The sequence below is a fragment of the Vibrio celticus genome (genome assembly GCF_024347335.1).
GTDB classification, from domain to species: Bacteria; Pseudomonadota; Gammaproteobacteria; order Enterobacterales; family Vibrionaceae; genus Vibrio; species Vibrio celticus.
In genome coordinates this window covers 510,328-529,985 of record NZ_AP025464.1, presented here as the reverse complement: position 1 = coordinate 529,985, position 19,658 = coordinate 510,328, and the positions used below count along the sequence as shown (strand labels likewise).

At 43.3% G+C, this 19,658-nt stretch carries 15 protein-coding genes; 6 read left to right on the top strand and 9 right to left on the bottom strand.

Going from position 1 to position 19,658, the window contains the following annotated elements; all coding sequences use genetic code 11:
- The first annotated feature begins 27 nt into the window (after positions 1-27).
- Positions 28-2,175, top strand: a complete 2,148-nt coding sequence (locus OCV19_RS18355) for a TonB-dependent hemoglobin/transferrin/lactoferrin family receptor (RefSeq protein WP_065677680.1) — start codon at positions 28-30, stop codon at positions 2,173-2,175.
- A gap of 75 nt (positions 2,176-2,250) precedes the next feature.
- Here OCV19_RS18355 and OCV19_RS18350 read toward each other — a convergent pair whose 3' ends face one another.
- The 6 genes from OCV19_RS18350 to OCV19_RS18325 all read right to left on the bottom strand — a co-directional run bounded on the left by OCV19_RS18350 (position 2,251) and on the right by OCV19_RS18325 (position 9,601).
- On the bottom strand, positions 2,251-3,132 hold the full coding sequence (locus OCV19_RS18350) for an IS3 family transposase (RefSeq protein WP_261875730.1): 882 nt from the start codon (positions 3,130-3,132) through the stop codon (positions 2,251-2,253).
- A 112-nt stretch (positions 3,133-3,244) separates the two neighbouring features.
- Positions 3,245-3,595 carry a transposase gene (locus tag OCV19_RS18345; RefSeq protein ID WP_261875683.1) on the bottom strand — a complete coding sequence of 117 codons (351 nt, stop codon included), beginning with the start codon at positions 3,593-3,595 and terminating at the stop codon, positions 3,245-3,247.
- 344 nt (positions 3,596-3,939) lie between these two features.
- Entirely contained in the window at positions 3,940-4,953 is a 1,014-nt protein-coding gene (gene galE / locus OCV19_RS18340; RefSeq protein ID WP_065675318.1) for a UDP-glucose 4-epimerase GalE, read from the bottom strand.
- A gap of 85 nt (positions 4,954-5,038) precedes the next feature.
- On the bottom strand, positions 5,039-7,012 hold the full coding sequence (locus OCV19_RS18335; RefSeq protein WP_065675319.1) for a diguanylate cyclase domain-containing protein: 1,974 nt from the start codon (positions 7,010-7,012) through the stop codon (positions 5,039-5,041).
- On the bottom strand, positions 7,012-7,548 hold the full coding sequence (locus tag OCV19_RS18330) for a YfiR family protein (protein WP_065675320.1): 537 nt from the start codon (positions 7,546-7,548) through the stop codon (positions 7,012-7,014). The genes OCV19_RS18335 and OCV19_RS18330 overlap by 1 nt, the downstream gene beginning before the upstream one ends.
- Positions 7,538-9,601: a TonB-dependent receptor plug domain-containing protein gene (locus OCV19_RS18325; protein WP_065675321.1), complete on the bottom strand. Its 2,064-nt coding sequence runs from the start codon at positions 9,599-9,601 to the stop codon at positions 7,538-7,540. The genes OCV19_RS18330 and OCV19_RS18325 overlap by 11 nt, the downstream gene beginning before the upstream one ends.
- Positions 9,602-9,771: 170 nt before the next feature.
- Here OCV19_RS18325 and OCV19_RS18320 point away from each other — a divergent pair, with 170 nt between their 5' ends.
- The 3 genes from OCV19_RS18320 to OCV19_RS18310 all read left to right on the top strand — a co-directional run bounded on the left by OCV19_RS18320 (position 9,772) and on the right by OCV19_RS18310 (position 12,374).
- Positions 9,772-10,515 (top strand): 5-oxoprolinase subunit PxpA, encoded by a 744-nt coding sequence (locus OCV19_RS18320; protein ID WP_065675322.1) that lies wholly within the window; start codon positions 9,772-9,774, stop codon positions 10,513-10,515.
- 163 nt (positions 10,516-10,678) lie between these two features.
- Complete coding sequence (locus OCV19_RS18315; RefSeq protein ID WP_065675323.1) at positions 10,679-11,431, top strand: 5-oxoprolinase subunit B family protein; 753 nt, start codon at positions 10,679-10,681, stop codon at positions 11,429-11,431.
- Entirely contained in the window at positions 11,424-12,374 is a 951-nt protein-coding gene (locus OCV19_RS18310; protein ID WP_065675324.1) for a 5-oxoprolinase subunit C family protein, read from the top strand. Before OCV19_RS18315 ends, OCV19_RS18310 begins: the two co-directional genes overlap by 8 nt.
- 176 nt (positions 12,375-12,550) lie before the next feature.
- Here the strand turns inward: OCV19_RS18310 and OCV19_RS18305 are convergent, their stop codons facing one another.
- The 3 genes from OCV19_RS18305 to OCV19_RS18295 all read right to left on the bottom strand — a co-directional run bounded on the left by OCV19_RS18305 (position 12,551) and on the right by OCV19_RS18295 (position 17,652).
- Positions 12,551-14,005 carry an FAD-dependent oxidoreductase gene (locus tag OCV19_RS18305; RefSeq protein WP_065675325.1) on the bottom strand — a complete coding sequence of 485 codons (1,455 nt, stop codon included), beginning with the start codon at positions 14,003-14,005 and terminating at the stop codon, positions 12,551-12,553.
- 532 nt (positions 14,006-14,537) lie between these two features.
- Complete coding sequence (locus OCV19_RS18300; protein WP_065675326.1) at positions 14,538-16,976, bottom strand: ABC transporter permease; 2,439 nt, start codon at positions 16,974-16,976, stop codon at positions 14,538-14,540.
- Position 16,977: 1 nt separating this feature from the next.
- A complete protein-coding gene (locus OCV19_RS18295; protein ID WP_019826604.1) occupies positions 16,978-17,652 on the bottom strand; it encodes an ABC transporter ATP-binding protein in 675 nt (224 codons plus the stop codon).
- Between OCV19_RS18295 and OCV19_RS18290 the strand changes: the two genes are divergently transcribed.
- Both OCV19_RS18290 and fabV read left to right on the top strand, forming a co-directional pair.
- Positions 17,651-18,268, top strand: coding sequence for an arylesterase (locus tag OCV19_RS18290; protein ID WP_065675327.1), 618 nt, complete (start codon positions 17,651-17,653; stop codon positions 18,266-18,268). The two genes, OCV19_RS18295 and OCV19_RS18290, sit on opposite strands and share 2 nt — an antisense overlap.
- An 81-nt stretch (positions 18,269-18,349) precedes the next feature.
- Positions 18,350-19,549, top strand: a complete 1,200-nt coding sequence (gene fabV / locus OCV19_RS18285) for an enoyl-ACP reductase FabV (protein ID WP_065675328.1) — start codon at positions 18,350-18,352, stop codon at positions 19,547-19,549.
- The last annotated feature ends 109 nt before the right edge of the window (positions 19,550-19,658 follow it).

Here is a 19,658-nt window from a genome sequence, read left to right as displayed (position 1 = left end):
ATACTATGGAATTAAGGTAACTATCAGATGTATAAGCAATCCCTACTCTCTGCTTCAATCGTTTTAGCGCTTTCATCAACATCAGCCTTTGCTGAAGATTATGCCCTATTTGACGAGGTTGTTGTATCTTCGACTCGTACTAATCAAACACTTATCAATACAGCAGCTTCTGTTACTGTTATCTCGGATAAGCAAATTGAAGAGAATATGGCGAAAGACGTGAATGAAATCTTCGAATACACTCCAGGTGTAACGATGAACTCAAGCTCTCGTCAAGGTGCACAAACCATCAACATTCGTGGCATGGAAGGTAAGCGCGTCAAGATCCTAGTAGATGGCTCATCGCAACCAGGTTCATTTGATGGTGGTCCTTACGCATTTATTAACTCCAACGGTATCTCAATCGACCCAGATATGCTGAAAAGCGTTGAAATCATCAAAGGCGCTGCTTCAAGTTTACACGGAAGTGACGCTATTGGTGGCGTTGTTGCTTTCGAAACTAAAGACCCTTCTGATTTCTTGAAAGATGGCGAAGACTTCGGCGGCCAAGCGAAACTGTCGTACTCTTCAGAAGATAACTCTTTCAGTGAGCACGTTGCGTTAGCTAATCGATTCGGTGATTTAGAAACATTAGTTGCTTACACTCGCCGTGACGGTGAAGAGCTTCAAAACTTCCGCGACTCTAATAACTTAGAGAATTACGCAGTAGAAGATCAAGATACATCTGCAGATAACCTATTGGTAAAATTGCAATACCAATTGAACGAAAGCCACCGTATCGAGTTTCTAGCTGAGCTAATTAAGGATACTTCTGACTCTGATATTTATCACTCAAGCTACGATAACTACACGGGTGCAGATGATACAGAGCAAAATCGATTTGCTATTAAACACATTTGGTTCGCTGATGGCGCTATCGCTGACACAGTGACGAGCAAAGTGTCATACATCTCTAAAGAAGAAAATGGGGTGACGAAGCGCTTTAAACCGGCAGGTCCTGGTTTCCCACCTTATGTCCCTGCTAACAATGACAATCTTCAAACAAAAGACTATGAATACACCGAAGATAAGCTTGAGATCGAAACTCAGCTAGATAAAGAGATTAACAACCATTACCTAGTTTATGGTGCAACATACACACATAGTGATATTAGCAATACAAACATGGAGTACAACTCTGATCCTGATACTGATGATCAGCTTTATGTATACACTCCTGATGCTAAAGAGCAAAAGTTTGGTCTGTTTGTACAAGACGAAATTAGCTTAATGAACGACAAACTTGTTGTTACTCCAGGTGTTCGTTTCGATTACTTCTCTACAGACCCTGGTAAAAATACGGGTGAGTCACTTACGGACTTCTCTGATTCTGCGGTAACTGGACGTTTAGGCTCAACATACAAACTTACTGATACAGGCACCATTTTTGGCCAGATTAGCCAAGGCTTTAGAGCCCCTTCTTTCGATGAACTGTACTACACGTATGATAACCCAGGACATGGTTACGTAAACGATCCAAACCCGGACCTTAAGTCAGAAACCAGTATCTCTTACGAGCTAGGTTACCGTCATAATACACAGGGTTCATCGTCTGAAATTGCGGCTTACTACAGTGATTACGATGACTTCATCGAAACAGTGGTAACGAAAAAAGTTGGCGGAACGACACACTACTCTAACGTTAACCTAGATTCGGCAACAATTAAGGGGGTTGAATTCTCTAACATGTTACTATGGGATGTTTTGGTTGGTGCACCTAAGGGTATTTCAACTCACTTCGTTGCTTCATACACAGAAGGTGAAGATGGAAACGGTAATGCACTGAATAGTGTTAATCCTTGGAATGCAGTATTTGGTCTTAACTATGATGCGCCAAACCAAAACTGGGGTACTAGCCTTAAGTTAAACTACACAGCTAGCAAGTCTGGTTCAGACATCAACTTCGAGGACGAAAGCGGCGGCAACGCTGATCAAGCTGAGCTTCCGAGTGCTACGGTTGTTGATCTGACAGCTTACTACAAGCCAATGAAAGATCTTACTATTCGTGGTGGTGTATTCAACTTAACTAACGAAGAGTACTACCGTTGGAACGACATTCGCGGCGATGATGAGCTTTATAAAGAGAACTCACAAGCGGAAAGAAACTACGGTATTTCAGCTAAATACGAATTCTAATTCGTTAAAAACCTGAATTGCAGATACTAAAAAGCCAGCTAAATTGAAGTGACCCCATAAAGTTGGACATTTCTGTTAAGCGGCTTTCAAGGCCTGAGTTCGATATTCTATCGGAGTCAGGCCTTTTAGTTTCACTTTTATACGTTTGGTATTGTAGTACTCGATGTATTCTTTAATTTGCTCTATCAGAGCATCTGCATCTTCAAAGCTTTGGTTGTGATACATCTCGGTTTTGAGTAAAGCAAAAAAGTTTTCAGCAACAGCATTATCCAAGCAGTTACCTTTTCTCGACATGCTTTGCGTTAACCCACTCTCCGCTACCTTTTTCTGATACTGTCGATGGCGATATTGCCAACCTTGATCGCTGTGTATAATTGGCTTTGAGTTGGGTTTCAGCGTTGATATAGCCTCCGTCAACATATCCGTGACAAGCGGCAAGCAGGCATTTTTGGCCACTCTATAAGCTACCACTTCCTGAGTAAACAAGTCGACAACTGGAGACAAGTATACTTTCTGCTCTTTGACTTTGAACTCCGTGACATCAGTTACCCACTTTTCATCGGGTTGAGTCGCACTAAAATCTCTTTCAAGCACGTTGGGAGCAGCTTTTCCTGACTCTCCTCGGTATGAACGATACTTTTTAATCCTGACCGTCGATTTAAGGTTGAGCTGAGCCATAAGCCTTTGAACCGTTTTGTGATTAAGCGAGACCCCCTGATTTTTTAGTTCTAAATGAATACGACGATAACCGTATCGGCCCTTATGTTCATGATAAATTGACTTTATCAACCGCAGCTCACGTTCGTAGCTATTTGGGCGCTTGCTCGTTTGAGCCTGATAATAAAAGACACTTTTTGCCAGCTGTAGAGTCTGCAGTAAGTGCTTCAACAGGTACTTGCCTTTAAGAGTTAGAGCTATGACCGCTTTTTCTTTGTTCGACGGTTTTTCCTGCTCCAACTCTTCCAACTTTTTAAAACAGCATTCTCGGTTCGTAAGTAGACTAACTCCTCTTTTAGCTCCTCAAGTGTCATTTCATTATCAGGCTTAGTGGTTCGTTGAGGTTGCTGTTTCATTGAGGGTCTTCCTTTCTGGCGCATTTTGAGCCCCTTGATACCGAGCTCATTAAATCGTTTGAGCCAGGCAGACAGTGTCCCAGGGATGAGAGGTTTAATACTGCGCTAGTGTGCGTGAGAGACCATTCATTCGTCCACATTAAATTCAATGCTTTTCGTTTTGTTTGAGCAGTCGCGGCATGCTTAGTTGGTAAAAATGAATCAGTACCATGGATGGCAAAGACTTGAGCCCAATACCGTATCTGCCTTGAAGAAATTGAATATTGTTTTGCTAAGTAGAGAGATGACGTGCCATCTAAGTATTGCTTAGCAATGATACATTTTAGCTCTCGGCTATATTTGGACATAAAAAGACCCCCAATAATTGGTGTCCAACTATTGGGGGTCAGTTCAAATGCTGGCTTTTATTATTTCACTAAAAATTGTATCAAAAAGGGATAAAGTGAAATTACTTCTCTGCCATTTCTTTCTTAACCATTACTGCTGCAGCAATGATGAAAGTGATGATTAGGCCTAGTTCCATGATTAACTCCAAAGAAAATTAACATTAAACATATAATTCGCGTGCATGATAACACAACAGATACAGAATGATACTTTTTAACCACTAATTTACTTTTTATTCGATTTAGATCAAAAAAGATGCCCTAAAGCATCTTTTTGTAAGTTAACTATTCATGAAACAACTAGATCAACCAGGGAAACCATCAGGATTGGTTGACTGCCAGCGCCATGTATCTTCCGTCATTTCAGTCAATGTACGCGTCGCATTCCAGCCGAGCTCTTTCTGAGCTTTAGCAGGGTCTGCCCAACATTCTGCGATATCACCTGGGCGACGATCGACCAGTTTATAAGGGACTTGTTTACCGCTCGCTTTCTCGAACGCTTTAACCATATCTAATACACTCGAACCGTTACCAGTGCCAAGGTTGTAGATATGAAGACCGTCTTTACTCCCTACTTTTTCAAGCGCTGCGATGTGTCCATCAGACAGATCCATGACGTGGATGTAATCACGAACACCAGTCCCGTCTTTTGTTGGATAATCGCTACCAAATACCGATAGGAATTCACGGCGGCCCACGGCTACTTGAGAGACAAATGGCATTAGGTTATTTGGAATACCTTGCGGGTCTTCACCTAGCTCACCACTTGGGTGTGAACCTACTGGGTTAAAGTAACGCAGCAGCGTAATGCTCCAATCTGGATTGGCTTTTTGGAAATCGGTTAAGCACTCTTCAACCATTAGCTTACTACGACCGTAAGGATTGGTTGCGCTTGTTGGAAAGTCTTCTGTGATAGGCACACTCGCAGGATCGCCATAGACCGTTGCTGAAGAGCTGAATACTAAGGTTTTCACACTAGCGTCACGCATTGCATCAACAAGAACTAACGTGCCGTTTACGTTATTGTCATAGTATTCCAGAGGCTTAGCCACAGATTCACCAACCGCCTTTAGGCCAGCGAAATGAATAACGGCTTCAATGTTGTGTTGCTTCATGGTTTCAGTCAAAAGCGCTTTATCACGAACGTCACCTTCAATGAAATTAGGGCGAACACCGGATACTTTTTCGATACGCTCTAGAACGCTTGGTTTACTGTTATACAAGCTATCAAAAAGTACAGGTGTCATTCCTGCGTTGATCATCTGGATACTTGTATGGCTACCGATGTAACCCATACCACCTGTAACTAAAACATTCATGTTTAGCAGACCTTTTAATTAAAAATATTCAACCTATCACTTATGATACAACAACTTAGGTAGAGGTCACAAACGCCTATGGCTATTAGCTATCACGAGAGAACACAAATTGACCTTTTCCTTTGCGTTTTGCTTGGTACATCGCCTCATCGGCAACCTTTAGAATCACGTCTATATCACGCTCTGAACCATCAACTAAGTGTATGCCCAAGCTCGCTCCAACATGAAGCGAACGCTGTTTATGGGTCACTTCTTGCCCGATCAGGTCCAACAGTCGCTCCGCTAACTTTGCTAACAAAACTTTGTTGGTCTGTTTAATAATAAGAACAAATTCATCCCCCGACAAACGTGCTACCAAATCTCCTGGACGAACTTGAGATAGCAACCGGCTCGATACTTCTTTGAGGATTTCGTCGCCCGCATCGTGTCCATAGTTATCGTTAACGTGTTTAAAGCCATCGAGATCCAAGTAGATAACCGCAAAATGCTGATTAGAATAATGGCTAGACGTGACGACATCATCCATCACCTTATACAGCTGAGCTCTGTTGGCCAAACCCGTTAATGCGTCGTGATGAGCCAAGTGTTCAAGCCTTTCCATCTCTTTGACATTAGATAAATCAGACAGTGTGAGTACCATATCAAACTCGTCTTTCTCGTTGTCTGACGAAACTCGATTCACTTTTACAAACATTGGAACCAAAGTGCCAGATGCACTCTTCTCCCATACCTCGCCTTGCCACTGCCCATAATTTTCCAATGAACTGCGAATTGTCGGCATTAGGGATGAAAACTGTTGCCAAGAAAAAACGTCAAATGGTGTTTTGCCCACCAGCAGATCAGCGTGATAACCAAGAAGTTGGGTGACCGCTGGGTTTACCATGGTAATTACATTGGATGAATTCAGTACGATTAAGCCGTCTTTACTGTTCTCAAAAACACCCGCGGCTATACGCTGGCGACTCATGGCAGTTTCTATCCCCGTGACATCTTGGATTGCATAAAGAATACGACCGTGCTTTAACAACGAACGGCTGCTCACACGAAGCCAGCGTTTTGAGTTAAAGAGATCGGTGGTTTCGAGTAGTTCGTCATTCAGCTCAATATTAGCGTCGATAACCTCTTGTAAGAACCCAGTTTGCTTTGTCGCGATCAACTCTTGGATCAATAAATTTTCAAGAAACGCTTCGGTACACTTAAAAATGTCACGAGTGGCAGCGTTCGCATGAACGATGAACCCTTTTTCATCTGCTACCAACAACGAGTGCTGAACGGTTTCAATTACCTCATTCGCAAACGACTTTTCTTCTTGTAGTTTATCTAGCGTAAAATTGATTTGATTGTCACGATGTTGAAGTCTTTCGAGCATGGTATTAAAAGCTCGAACAAGATCCCCTATCTCATCGTGGTTCGTTGCGACTAATTTTGGTTGTTCTGAACGACGTTCAACAAAGGCTTGCATCGCCTCATTAAGGTCAAACATTGGATCGATAATCAAGCGTTGAACCAATTTGACCAGTACCCCGCCTAAGATCACCAGAAACAGCAAGTAGACGGCCGCAACCTTGAAAATATTCGTTAAGATCGTATTAAACGTTTCTTTTGATATTGTCACTCTCAAGTTAGCGATCACAGCGTCATCCAGCGTCACCGGAACAAGCAAAAAGATGAAATTCTCGGAGATGGCAAATTGGTGATCCGCGATGTCATTTAATTCATCTGTATTCGGCCTTGGAACCAGCGTATTACTGACTTGATAACTCGCAAAAATCTGTTCATTAATGTCATAGAGCTTCACCCTGACGATATCTTTATCCGCAACGAAGGCTGACAAAATCTCCTGAGCCGAAGATTTATCCTCAAATAGAATCGCGGCTTGTAGGTTATAAGCAACACCTTGTGCTAACACTTTAACTCGCTGAATAAGACTCTCTTTTTCTCGCTCCAAAGTGACAGTGTAATTAACTGATTGAATCGTCACAAAAGTAACCGCGATGAAGATGACAATCGGTAATATCAGCTTGTTTTTAATCGATAAATTATTAATGAAAGACAACATTATTGGCCCTCCACTATAGCGATTCGTAACAGGTTTGAGCCGATGACGTATTCACCGCGTCTTGCATTCACTAAGTTGATCTTAGGCTTTAACTTATTATCGATGTGCGTTAGCTCAATGACTCCTCCCATGTCCGTAAAGTTTGGGATATCGCTAATCGTCACAGTATGTGGTGAGTGGGCTTTACGGCTAAATTTATCATTATCGAGAACAGATAGATAAGTGATATCACACTTCGGAGTCACCAATTGATGTACTTGAATAGCGAGAGAACGAATAGATTTCCCTTGTGTAATCGACGTCAGTGCTTTGCTTACCTTCTCATCGCCAATCACACAGAAGTTAACCGTATTCATGGTGCTTTCGTCGTTCCAACGAATAAAGTTGGCAATTCTAAAAAGGTACACTGCTTTCACTTCATAAGGCTTGAAGCTAGCCGCCGATGTATTCAAAGGCACAATAAACATAGCTAAAGTGGCAAGGCTGAGTTTATTAAAACCGAGTTTAATACGGTACTTGAGCCACTTAGAATTCATGAGAGACCCTCACATATACAGACTCTTGGTTAACACTTTTCTCAGACGTGAATTCAGCTTGATAGCCGTCACTCTTACCAATGTTTTCAACGACCACTTCAATTAAAGGTGCTGCGGATGATTTTTTCCATGCAAGACGTGCATCAAAGGTTATTTCATGTGGGTAAGACTGCCATTCATATTGAGTGCCATCGCCTGCTACCCAATAGTCTGGGTAATTCACATTAATGTATTGGCCAATCACATCGAATTGCCAACTTTCTGTGATATTCCACATCAACTGTGCCGTGGCTAAATGTTCATTATCAATATCGTAATAAACACTCGTTTGAGGACTAGATTTAGGGGCATCACCTTTATTCTTACCTTCTAACGTCGCATAGGCGTAGCTCAGGTAACTGGCTAGATCTGCGGTGAGTTGGTAACTCGCGCCTAACTCTAAGCCATAAGTTTTTGCTTTATAATCGTCAGACAACGCCCCAACATAGACATGATTAGCGGGGATATCATTTGGGTCATAACTGTGGAAGCGAAGGTTGTCATGTTCACTCAGGTAAATCGTTACATCGAGTTCAAAATTTGAATTGTTTGAATAGCGATAACCCATTTCCGCCGTTACGACGTTCTCGGTTTCAAGATTCGAGCTTGATTTATATACATCTAAGTAGCTGTTGTTTGAATCAGCATTGTAACTATTGAAATAATAGGTGGAATTGGAATCCATATAAGATGGTGCAACAACTGCACGGCTAAGCCCCGCCCATACGGAGTTACGTTGAGTGAACTTATATAAACCACGCAGTTGAGGTGAAAGCTCAGTTGAATCATTCTGTGTAAAGTGTTCAACCTTGGCACCAAGAGTAATAGACAGCGCTTCCGTCATTTGAATTTGAGACTGTATAAAAGCGTTCGCAATATAATCGTTGGCAGATTGGATGTTGTAAGCTCGACCGTAGTAATCGGGATTATACCAATCCACGTCCGAAACTTGGCTTGAGGAGAAATCAAGGTACATATATCGCAGGCCACCACCGAGTGTTAGCTGATGGTTTGCCGACAGCTGGTTGATATAAGTAGAGTCAAAATCGAGGGTCGAGTAGCTTCCTGGAGCGTCTGGCGCGTTATCCTCATTATATTCACCCCATAACGAATATGAGAGTGTAGAACTTTCATCAAAATGGCGAGAATCGTTGAACTGGACGTAAACAGATTGGCTCTTATTATCAAAATCGTTGGCTTGTGATCCGACAAACGATCCTGAGTTATCATATTGGAACGTATACAACTCCGACTCATAAAAGCTCTTCTCACCACCAATACGTAATGACCAATTTTCTTCTGCATTGCTTGGCTGAAATACCATCCCTGCCGTTTGCGCTTTCCATTTTTCAGATTCGTTTGTGCGATATGTGGGCTCTTCTCGGTACTTATAGAATGCACGCGCATTCACATCGTCATTCAGGCTTAAACCCTGACGAACACTAAACTCGTAATTATCAGTATTAGAGGCGACACCAGAGAGATACGTCCCTTGAGTATCATTGGCAGACTTAGTAATGATATTCACCACACCATTAACCGCGTTGCCTCCCCAAATTGTTCCACCGGGGCCTTTTAGTACTTCGATACGTTCGATGTCGGCAAGTACATAATCAACGTCGCTCCAATACGTACCGCCATAGACTGGGCTAAACAAGCTTCGTCCATCCATCATCACGAGCATCTTGTTATACAGCCCATCATGAAAGCCGCGTGTCGAAACAAACCATGAGGTTTCATTGAATTTGGTGACTTTGAGTCCGGGTACAAGCGTTAGGACTTCAGCAATGGTTTTCGCCCCACTGCGCTGAATTCGCTCATTAGAAAGCACGTACACCGACGAAGGAATATCAGTGAGTTTTTGTGTTACTTTCGAAGCCGTTTCCATTTCGACATCTAACATAGACAACTCTTCAAGGCTCATCGACATGAGCTGGTCTAGATAGTTTTCTTGAGCAGAGACAAAAACAGGTGTCGTTAATGCTAGTCCTAAGCAAACCTGGCGGGATATCATGTGCTCACCTAATATACAGATAGATATTAATCCTTTAATCAATAGTTCAACTATATATAAAATGCCATACTGGTAAATTTACGGTGTCGAAAGTTTGAGTTAGGTCACTGTTTATTTATGGTATTTATAAGACCGTCATTACTTACCTCAACGTAAAGGATTAGCACCACGTGACAACGAAGATTTTGCTTAATTGCGACATGGGAGAAAGTTTCGGCAATTGGAAGATGGGCGATGACGAGTCGGTCATGGAATGGGTCGATATGGCAAACATCGCTTGTGGCTTCCACGCGTCTGATCCGCACGTTATGTCCAAGACGATAAAACTGGCACAGCACTATCACACCCAAATTGGTGCTCATCCCGGTTATCAAGATCTCGTTGGTTTTGGTCGCCGTTCTATTCCACACACCATGGACGAAATCAGTGAACTGGTGTGCTATCAAGTCGGTGCATTACAAGCCCTTTGCCGATATCACCATGCATCTGTTGGATATGTGAAACCTCATGGCGCCCTTTACAACGATATGATGGCGAACATTGATGTGTTTAATGCGGTAGCCCAAGCCGTCGCTGAATTTAACATCCCCTTAATGATCCTCTCTTCGTCAGACAATCAGCAGTATTTAGATATTGCTGACGATCATGACTTACCCCTATTGTTTGAAGCGTTTGCCGACCGTGCATACTTGAATAATGGGCAGTTATCGCCGCGAACCCAAAAAGGCTCGGTTTACGTCAATCAAGACGACATCTACAACCAAGTCATGCAAATCATTAACTACGGTTCGGTCACGACTTTAGAGGGCGAAAGACTGCCTATTGAAGCCGATACCATCTGTGTTCATGGCGATAACCCTCAATCTATTGCATTAATTAGAAAAATTAGACAAGACCTCAACGCTTTTAATTAGTATGAAGCGTGTGATTGGTATGACGCATGGCCTGTTCGTTCGCCTAACCAAGCACCTAATCAATCGCTCGTAAGATTCAATTGCTTTGTATTGGTTTATTCGCGGAAGTGAGACATGCCAAGTAAGCAAACAAAGGGCAAACAAACAAACGTATGGAAACGAAATGACGACGAATAAGATTGAATTCAATATAGCGCCAGTCGCGGAATGCAGCGTTTTGGTGACCTTGACGCTATCGCCTTCAAATAATCAATCTAGCGCTGAATATGTGCAGTATATGGCTCACTTTTCCGATGCCATTCGCCAAAATTTAGCATCAGTGTTGATGAATGTGACGCCTGCTTACCAAACAATATTGGTCGACTACCTCCCTTATCGAATATCAGAACAGCAGCTTATTGAACAGCTCAATAATTTGTTGAGTCAAGCTCTATCGACCTTTTCTAGTCTTAGTAAAACTCGCGATACGATTGAGCTTCCTGCCTATTACTCACCAGAAACGGCGCTCGATTTAGACCGATATCAAGACAAAGGTGTGACTCTGGACGATATTATTCAATATCACACCTCACAGACATACAGCGTCAGTGCGATTGGGTTTACGCCTGGCTTTGCGTTTATGTCGGATGTGGTTAATGAGCTTGCCTTGCCCCGACACTCCACACCCCGCTTAAATGTGCCCAAAGGCAGTATCGCCATCGCGGATACTAAAACAGCTGTGTACCCTTCGGATTCACCGGGCGGCTGGAATATTATTGGCAATTGCCCGCTTTCGTTGTTCGATCATAGCCAATTGAAGAACGCCGACATCATGCAAAGACCGCTATCTCTACTTAATGTCGGTGACACAGTCCGTTTCATCGCGATTTCAAAACAAGAATTTGTAGAGTTGGGTGGAGGCATCGTAAATGACTGAGATCAAAACTAAACCAACACTGACAGTGATTAAGCCCGGCCCGTTGAGTTTGATTCAAGACTTCGGGCGATTTGGTGTTGCTCATCTTGGATTAACGCAAGGTGGACCGGTTGATGATTACTCTTATAGCTGGGCCAATCATCTATTGGGCAACCCAGTCAACCAAGCGGCGTTGGAAATCACGCTTGGGCAATGTGCGTTACGAATCGATTTTGATTGTGAGATGGCACTATGCGGGGGTGATTTACAAGCGAAGCTCGATGGTAAACCACAGGCTAACTGGCGCACTTTTCAAGCTTTTAAAGGACAAGTTCTCTCATTTGGTTTGCCTAAAAATGGTCTAAGGGCGTATTTAGCCATTAAGGGCGGTTTCGATGTTCCATCAACTCTTGATAGCTGCTCTACAGTGACTCGTGAAAAGATTGGTGGATTAACGCAAGATGGAGAGCCATGCCAGCAAGGACAACAAATCGCTTTTACCCAACATCAACTCTCGCGCCCGTTTAAAGCGTTGAGTGTTACCTTCCGATACACGCCTGATTACAATCTACCCGTGAACCTACGAGTGATTGAAGGCTATCAAAGCGAGCTATTCTCCGATTCAGCAAGAGAGACTTTGTATAACGCGCAGTATCACGTTGATCAAAATTCTAATCGGATGGGTTATCGACTCAGTGGCGATCCCGTCGACTCGCCTGACATTTCGCTGTTGTCAGAAGGCATTGCCTTAGGTGCAATTCAAATCCCTCAAGATGGACAACCTATCGTGCTGCTTAATGACAGACAGACCATAGGTGGTTATCCGAAGATTGGATGTGTCGCCAGAATCGATTTACCGCGCTTGGCACAAGCCAAACCGGGACATGAGATATCGTTCAGCAAAGGCGATCGCTTAGGCTTGCAAGATGTTTGGTGCCAATGGGCTCAGTTTTTCGGCTATTAGTCTTTGCTATGTGCTATGTGTTATGTGCTAATTGCTATGTAGCTAAGAATAATTAGCTAGGAAGATGTAGTTTAGGTGAGTTTCGGTATCTAAGCTGGCGTTTGAATGAAGATTCGGCTTATCTATCACGGTAAGCCGAATTGGAGAAGTTAAGCGCAGTCGATGATGATTGGCTATTAAGCGTGATCTTGGCCTGACACCTTTGCAAGCGCTTCTGGGTATCCACGTTCTTTGGTCAAATCTATTGCTCGGTTCTCAATATCATTTAGATTAAGTGACATTGTCACTAAGTGCATATCTTCAATAGATACCGCCTCTGATACATCAAACCATTGCTCAGCAACCTTTTGTGCAGCCTCTAAGGTTGAGGAAGCTTTGACGACTTCAAGTCGAGCATAGCGATCCCCACAGAATGAAACGTCTGAAGCTCTTAAGCTTGGATCCGTTCCCGGAATCTGTTGTGCACCAAACAAAGGCTTACCACCAACCAGTGCAGAGCTGAAACTTGGGATGAACTGAGACATATGCGTTATTGCCGCGCGAGTTCTTAATTCAAGCTGCTCTTCACTCCAACCCGATACAATTTTCTTAAGCAACTTCGAAGGCAACTGTGGCTGTGACGAGTCTGTTGATGATGAAACAAGCCCTCCCTCAAACAAAGTAATCCCTTCTGTCATACCGTGAAGTTGGAATACACCATCAGCATACGGCGTTAATTGGGCCATACCTTGCGGAGTGCCTCTCGGGCCATGGAAGATAACCTCTGGCCACTCTTCCTTACATTCTTGTGAATACGGCCACTCTGTAACGTATGCGGCTTTAAACTCAACCAGTCTTTGCTGCTTAGAGCCAACAAAGTCGTCCACAATACCTGTTTCAAATCCACTGGCATTGATCAAGTAATCGGTCGTTAGTTGGCAGCTTTGGTTTTCGGCATCGGTATAAGTCAAAGACCAACCTTGACCTGTCGACTCAACAGATCGTAATCGGCTGTTGGTTAACACGGTACAGTTAGCTTGTTGCCCTAAAGACAGTTGAGCGGTCGCAGATAAGCGGAATACGCTCCAACCATACTCTTGAACCATAGCAACAGGATACTTAAGGGTCTCTAAATCCGTATGTTTGGCAAAAGGAATACACCAATCATCAAGCGATGTTGGTTTCAGAGGCTGAGTTTTTGTAGAAAGTGCTAGTAAGTCTTCTTTGCTGTACAGCTTGTAATACTCTTCCGGATCACCAAGCACTTGGTTGCTTTTATCTTGTTTAACAAGATCGACATAAGCGCTTTTGATTATCTTGAGACGAGGAAGAAGATCTAATGGCTCTCCACCATCACTGTGCGGAACGGCGATGATTGTCGGGCGAATATTGATCGTATGGGGAAATAAGCGGACGGTATCAATTGACTGCGAGAGCAACTGAAGACACTGCTCTACAGAAATATCTCGATACAAATTGCCGCCAGCATGCAAGTGGCAAATGGGTGGACCATTAACCAAACTCGGCCCTTTTTCTAAGATAGTGACCTTGAAACCCAACTCACTAAAGTGAATCGCGCTCGTTGTTCCGGCAATACCACCACCAACAATGGCAATAGAAGGTTGATTTGTATCCGTTTTGTTGTGGTTCATCGTGTTCTGTAGAATAAGATTAACTGCATCTATTCTACTTTTGTTCTGCGATGAATTAAAACACATTTTTATCAAGGTCTTAGATAGGCGGGATTTAATATCTATGTAAAAAATATAAATAATCTCTTGACTCAATAACTCCAGATAGAGTTTTAAAGGTTATTCTAACAGTCAAATTTGTCCTAAGTGACGCCACATAAAGGCTGCCTCAGTACTCTTAAAACATAGCGGTTAACTTATCCCTAAAGTTATCCACCGTTTTTGTGGATAACTGTTGATAACGTTCTTGCTAAGTTGCGCAAACCCTTTGTTTACAGGGACTAACCGCTGTTCATTAAATCGGCATTATTGGACAATTAGTTTTAAAAAATGCTAAAAAGAGTGGAATATAAGGTGCGATATTTTTTACTTATGCTACCGGTTGGTCAAATAAAAAACGGTCTAAAGCGACGTATTATAAATAGTGCATGACTAAGTATAAATAATCTCACTTTTAGACCGTTTTAAGCGCTTGGCTAGATCGTGCTAGCGACTAACCAAAATCCTTGTTTACTGGTGCCAACAAACGTTTGATTAAGCTATTCACTACCGCGGCCAATGTGATGAACGTTAACACCGGTAGCGCTATCCACAACATCGGGTGAAGTGAAGGTTGTAATTCAAAACCAAAGTTCATCACGCCTGCCACGCTGAGTTCAGAACCAAGTGCTGCAATTGAGCCTGCGACTAACGCCATTAACCCGTATTCACACCAAATAGTATTGAGAATTCGCTTCTTACTCGCGCCTAAGGTTCGGTACAAGCGTATCTCTTGTTGTCTTTGAGATAAGCTCAATCGCAATAGAGTGAAGATAAGCAACAGCCCCGCCACCACACCTAACGCCGCAAGTACGGTAATCGACCAAACAATCTGTTTTAGCAACTCTTGGATCTTGCTACCCATCTTACGAATATCCATCAAACTCACGGTTGGGTGATTTCGAGATAGTTCGTTGAGCATCTGATTGTGTTGTTCTTCTAATCTGAAACTCACTAACCAAGTAGAAGGAATTGAACTCAAGACATCTGGAGTGAAAATGAAGTAGAAGTTCGGCTTCATTTCTCGCCACTCGACTTTGCGGATGCTATTCACCTTGGCAGAAACATTCTGGCTGTTGATTGTGAACGACAGCTCATCGCCAATCTTTAGATCCAGTTGCTCCGCGACATCCGATTCCACAGATACGCCCTGCTCTTGTGTCCAGCTACCTTCTAATACTTCATTGTACTCGGGTAAGGTATCTCCCCAAGTGAAGTTGATCTCACGGCTTAGTGCGTCTGTTTCTCCAGAGGTATCACTGTATTCTGACGCTTCAACACCGTTTATCGTCGTTAGTCGTCCTCGGATAATTGGAAACGCTTGAGTACGCTCTACTTCGTTTGCATCAATCGTCTCGAGATAACTGTCTTTCTCATAGCTTGCAATGTTAAGTGCAAACGCATTCGGTGCGTTTTCTGGTAAGGTTTGCTGCCAATCTGACAGTAAATCACTTCTTACCAACCAAATGATAGACAGCAACATCAGTGAAAGCGCTAAAGAGCCAAATTGAATCCCAGTTGCTAATGGTGTGCGATTAATTCGGCTCAATGCTAAACGCATAGAAGTCGATGTCGGCAACTTACCAACCAAACGCAGAACAAGCGTACTAACGACCGCAAGCACTAAGAACAGGCATGCGATACCCGCTAGAACTATCCATACTAATAGATTGTCGCCATACATCAGCACCATTGGAATGATCGGTACCAGTAACAACAAGTATTTCTTATAGCTTTCATTTGACTGGTGACTTGATTGAATAACACTGATTGCTGAGGTGTTGACCAAGCCAATTAACGGGATACCAAGAGCAGGTACACCAATTAAGATACTTGATAAAATCGCCAAGATAGCAGGTTCAATACCATAGCTAGGAAGCGGCGTTGGTAATAAGTCACCCAGAGGTATACGAAGCAAAAACTCTAAGCCGATACCTATGGTAATTCCCAGTACTGCACCGATAACCACTAACAGAGAGACCTGTACAGACAACCATTTAACGATCCACTGCTTGCTTGCACCTAAACTCTTAAGCATCGCGATGGTTTTACGACGACTCGCCACATAATGTTGGCACGTGAGTACCAAAGTGGTCGCAGCCATGATCACAACGATAGCAACTGTTAGCGAAAGATATTGAGTCGTGCTTTCGAACATGTCGTTAGTACGGCTCGAAGAATCTTGAGTACGCCAGCGGTCACTCGGGGTTAATTCTACGCTGTCTTGCGCGGCTTGCAGTTTTGAATCATCACCGTTTAGAAACAGCCTGAAACTCACACGGCTTCCCGGTTGAATGGCACCAGTCGCATCGATATCGCTTTTGTGTATCAATACAGCTGGCATTTGCTGGAATGGGTTAAAGCTCAAGCCCGGTTCTTGAGTGATACGCCCTGTTATCGTTAAATCGGCATCGCCAATAGTGACATTGTCATCAATGTCTACTTCTAACTGCGCAAATATACGCTCGTCTAGCCAAAGTTCACCCGGCTCAACATGGTTACTTAATGCTTTATCAACGCCCTCTAAGATCATTTCGCCACGTAATGGGTAATTACTTTCAACCGCTTTCACCGTCACTAACTGCATCGAGTTGTCACTGAATGCCATGGTTGAAAAACGGGTTAGTTGGGAGCTTTCTAGTTGCTCAACTTGAGTGAGGTCTAACAAGGATTGCGGAATTGGGTTTGCTGATATGAACACGCTATCGGCAGTAAGTGCATCTTTGCCCTGCTTAACAATTACCTGCTCCATACGTTCTGCCAACGCCGACAATGCAAACACACAAGCAATAATAAGCGTTAAAGCGATTGAAACTGGCCACAACTGACCGTGTCGAATCTCTTCAATACTCCATGAAAAAAGGCGTTTATTCAGTCCGTTTGATGAATTCAATTTAGACTTCCTCTATCTGACCGACATGCATCTTAAGTGTTCTTTGGCAACGTTGTGCAAGCTTAGGATCGTGTGTCACCAAAACCAACGTGGTGCCGTGAGATGCGTTCAATTCAAACAACAACTCAACAATCTTGGCAGCCGTTTGCTGGTCTAGGTTACCTGTGGGTTCATCAGCAAAAAGGATTTTTGGCTTGATCATAAATGCGCGCGCCAACGCGACCCTTTGTTGCTCACCACCAGATAATTGGGACGGCAAGTGATCAAGCCTGTCTTTCAAGCCTACTGATTCAAGCAGAGCCGTCGCGCGTTCGATGTCTTCGTCTTCTCCCTTCAACAAACAAGGCAACGTGACATTTTGTAGCGCAGAAAGGCTTGGAATTAATAAGAAGCTTTGAAATACAAACCCTACCGATTCACTGCGGATCTTAGCCCTTGCCTCATCATCAAGTTGTGAAAGTGGCTGTCCTAATAAACTGATTTCGCCTTTCGTTGGTACATCAAGACCAGCAAGCAGCGTCATTAGGGTCGACTTACCCGCGCCAGACGTGCCAACAATCGCGACAGTTTCGCCTTCACGAATATCGATATCGACGTGCTCTAGGATTGTTAAATGTTCTTGATTAGTAGACACTGTCTTCGAAACAGCTTCTGCTTTAATGATGGATGTATGCATGACTCGACTAATTTCCTTTTTATTCTTTATTTTATTTTCAACCGCTTCTTTGGCTCAAGATACCGACTTAGATTCTAAGTTACTGGTCCTTGGTGATAGCTTGAGTGCTGGTTACAACATGGACATCAAACAGAGTTGGCCAAGCCTGTTACCAGACGCGTTAGCAAAGCATGACAAAACGGTAACCGTGGTTAACGGAAGTATTTCTGGTGATACAACGGGCAATGGTTTAGCTCGCTTACCACAATTGCTTGAAGAACATGCTCCAGACACCGTTCTTATTGAACTTGGTGCGAATGATGGACTTCGTGGGTTCCCACCAAAGCTGATGTCTGCGAATCTTGATCAAATCATTGAGCAGATAAAAGCTGCGGGCGCCAAACCTATAATGATGCAGATTAAAATCCCACCGAATTACGGAAAGCGTTATAACCAACAGTTTGAATACGTTTTTGCAGCGCTTGCTGATCAACATAACGTACCACTTTTGCCGTTTTTTCTAGAGCATATCATCCTCAAACCTGAGTGGATGATGAACGATGGACTGCATCCAAAACCAGAAGCTCAACCTTGGATTGCTGAATTTGTCGCCGAAGAATTATATCAGTATCTTTAAGTTTTAATGGTCTAGCTCAATAAATTTTACACAGCTTTACGTTAGCCTGAGTGCATATCATCGTTAACTGTAAGGTTATTTATGCTTGTCGAACCTGTTATCAAGGGTGTGGTAGCCAAAAGCGCTCACCCTCTTGGCTGTCAAGAAGCCGTAAAGCAACAAATCAAGTTTGTTAAGAGTGCGCCGCAAATCAAAGATGGCCCTAAACGAGTACTGATTATCGGCGCTTCCTCAGGCTTTGGCCTAGCCGCTCGTATTGCCCTTACCTTTGGCGGCGCAAAAGCTGACACTATCGGCGTCTCATTCGAGCGCGGTCCAAACGAAAAATCCCTAGGTAGTGCTGGTTGGTACAACAACATCTACTTCAAAAAAGAAGCAGACCGAGAGCAACGCACTGCAATTAACATCGTTGGCGACGCATTTTCGCAAGAAACACGTTCACAAGTTGTCGAAGCCATTGAAACCTACTTTGAAGGTGAAGTGGATCTAATTATCTATAGCTTAGCTGCAGGCGTTCGTCCTAAACCAGATTCCGATGAGTTTTGGCGCTCTGCCATCAAACCTATTGGTGAAAGCGTAACTGGCGCAACCATTTCTCTGGAACACGACAACTGGGTGACCAACACGCTCGACGCTGCAACAGAAGAAGAAGCTGAAAGTACACTCAAAGTGATGGGTGGTGAAGATTGGGAAAACTGGATAGACGAACTGATCAACGCTGAGTCTATTGCTCCGGGTTGTAAGACGATCGCCTTCTCCTATGTTGGCCCTGAAGTGACGCACCCTATCTACTTAGACGGTACTTTAGGTCGCGCTAAGATCGACCTTCATCAAACCAGTCATGCATTAAACCTCGAACTAGCTAACTTCGACGGCAATGCTTACGCGACCGTGTGTAAGGCGTTGGTAACCAAAGCAAGTGTGTTCATCCCAGGGTTAAGCCCTTACCTGCTTGCTTTGTACAAAGTGATGAAAGAGAAAGAAACCCACGAAGGTTGTATCGAGCAGATGCAGCGTTTGTTTAGCAGCAAACTGTATGGACAAACCAAAGTTCCGCTTGATGGTGAACGTCTGATTCGTATGGACGATTGGGAGTTAGATCCTGAAACCCAAGCACATGTGACCGAACTGCTAGAGAAGATGGACGAAAACAACTTCAAAACTTTAGGTGATTACCAAGGGTTCAAAGACGAGTTCTTGCAGCTCAACGGGTTTGCGCAGCCATCAGTAGATTACAGTAAGAAACTGAATAGCGAAGACTTTATAAAATTAAAGCCCTAATCGAAATTTATCTCATTACTGAGACCCGGATTCACATTTGAAAACCTCTGCAAAATTGCCGAGGTTTTTTGTGCAACATTTCTTATACTTACTAAACGTAAGGTTCATA